Raw genomic sequence first — 1273 nt, 5'->3', positions numbered from 1 at the left:
GTGCGGGCGGGACCGCTGCGGCACGCGCTGCCGGCACCGGGCACCGGCGAGTCCCGGCAACTGCGACGCTGGCTCACCCAGGTGCTGGTCGCCGAAACCGTGGTCGCGTCGGCGTCGGCCGGCCTCGATCCGGCGGCGGCGCCCGCCGAGGAGGAACTCCTGCCCGATATGGTCGCGTGTATGGAGCTCGGCAGCGTCGCGGCGGCCACCCTGGCCGACCCGGTCGGCCGGGCGGTGTTCGTCGCGGTCACCGCGGGCGTCGAGGTCACCGACGCGGCCGTCGTCGCCTATCATGCGCGAAACCCGTTGCGTTTCAGCGCATCCGGTGACAGCGTCGGCGGTTGGCGACGCGCCCCGGCCGCGGCGGCACTCGAGGACGTGTGTGCTGAGATCACCGCGCATCTGCTGGCCGCCGGCCGGCGACGGGCGTACCGCAGGTGGCTCGACGCCCGGACCGCCGAACTCGCCACGCTGGCCGAGGGGTTCGAGCATCCCGGGGATCCAAGGCAGCCCGACAACACCCACAGGCACTGATGAGCGCTTGCGCGAAGAAGAGTGGGTCCTGATGAGCGCTTGCGCGAAGAAGAGTGGGTCCTGATGAGCGCTTGCGCGAAGAAGGGTAGGTCCTGATGAACGACCTCGTCCTGGCCCTCGACATCGGCGGCACCAAGATCGCCGCCGGACTCGTCGACCCCGACGGCGCTGTGGTGCACCATGCCCAGCGGCCTACCCCCGACCGCGATGCCGAGACCGTGTGGGAGGCGGTCGCGGCGCTGCTGGCGGAGGTGCGGGAAGCCGCACCGGGGCGGGTGTCGGCGGTCGGAATCGGATCGGCAGGCCCGATCGATGTGCCCGCGGGCACGGTCAGCCCGATCAACATCGGTGCGTGGACGGGGTTCCCGATCGTGCGACGCGTCGCGGACCTGACCGGGTTGCCTGTCACGCTCGGCGGCGACGGGCTCTGCATGGCGTTGGGGGAGTGGTGGTGCGGCGCAGGCCGCGACGCCGATTTCCTGCTGGGGATGGTGGTGTCGACCGGCATCGGCGGTGGGCTCGTGCTCGACGGGGCGCCCTATCACGGGCGCAGCGGCAACGCGGGCCACGTCGGACACGTCGTGGTCGAACCCGGCGGGGCGCCGTGCACCTGCGGTGGTCGCGGCTGCGTGGAAACCGTCGCCTCGGGTCCACACCTGGTGCGGTGGGCCCGCGGGCAGGGCTGGACCGCGGGCGCCGACGCGCGGGAACTCGCGGCCGCAGCCGACCGCGGCGACCC

The 1273-nt window shown here is 73.2% G+C and carries 2 protein-coding genes; both read left to right on the top strand.

All coding sequences use genetic code 11. The features are described from left to right. Positions 1–534 (top strand): hypothetical protein (locus tag MVA01S_RS29885; RefSeq protein WP_060941842.1); only part of this gene is annotated, 534 nt, incomplete at its 5' end. Positions 535–629: 95 nt separating this feature from the next. After that, positions 630–1273: ROK family protein (locus MVA01S_RS29880; RefSeq protein ID WP_060941841.1), on the top strand; the 644-nt coding region annotated here is incomplete at its 3' end.

The sequence above is a fragment of the Mycolicibacterium vaccae NBRC 14118 = CIP 105934 genome (assembly GCF_001552715.1).
GTDB lineage: Bacteria > Actinomycetota > Actinomycetes > Mycobacteriales > Mycobacteriaceae > Mycobacterium > Mycobacterium vaccae.
This window is presented reverse-complemented; position numbering and strand designations above follow the sequence as displayed.